The organism is Poseidonocella sp. HB161398 (assembly GCF_005870025.1).
Lineage (GTDB): Bacteria > Pseudomonadota > Alphaproteobacteria > Rhodobacterales > Rhodobacteraceae > Mangrovicoccus.
In genome coordinates this window covers 1-694 of sequence record NZ_VATA01000268.1, presented here as the reverse complement: position 1 = coordinate 694, position 694 = coordinate 1, and the positions used below count along the sequence as shown (strand labels likewise).

Below are 694 nucleotides of genomic sequence, written 5' to 3'. Positions count from 1 at the left end.
TGTAGGTCGTCTTCGGAGGTCTGCTCATGCTGCCCAGCTAGCATGCTGGATTCACGAGATGAATCCTCCCGGATTTGCGCAACAACGCCGCTGCCATGCGGCAATACTCGAGCGCGGAGCGGAGCCGATCATCCCGATCCGTCGCAATGGCTGGGTCTGGAAGCCGGACAGCCCGGCCGCGATATCACGAAATGACATCCTCAAGGCGACACACCGACTGGGACGGTCCATTTGGAAAAAGTGGGTCGGCTATCATTCCCGAAGTCGCGTCGAGGCGCAAATGAACCGCCTGAAGCTTTTCGGGGAACGGATCATGTCACGCGACCCAGACCGTCAAACTGCTGAAATCCAGATCCGTATCATTCGCGGCTGTGCTCGGACCGGTGGCGCTCGCCGCTCATTCGTGAACCACTGCTCGGCCCTCGGAAGAGCTGAAATCGAAGTCGTTGCCTGAAGCCGGAGAGGAAAGGGGATCCTCACCCTGTCGTTCGATTAGCGCAACAAGGCCCAACAACGCTCAACAGAGCCCGCGACGGGCATGAAGCAAGCTGACCCGAAGGCCGACTTCCCGGTCAGATCGCGATCTCCTAGTCACCTGTAACTAAAGTCCCTGACATACGGTCTTTTGGCAGAAGCGCTTCACTGAGGCGAGAATTTCGTCTGCGGACTTGTGCCAGCGATAGGGCTTGGGTTC

1 protein-coding gene is annotated in these 694 nt (G+C 58.4%); it reads left to right on the top strand.

Annotation, left to right across the window (positions count from 1 at the left end):
- Positions 1-454 (top strand): transposase (locus FGX59_RS37185; RefSeq protein WP_370296523.1); only part of this gene is annotated, 454 nt, incomplete at its 5' end.
- Positions 455-694 lie beyond the last annotated feature (240 nt).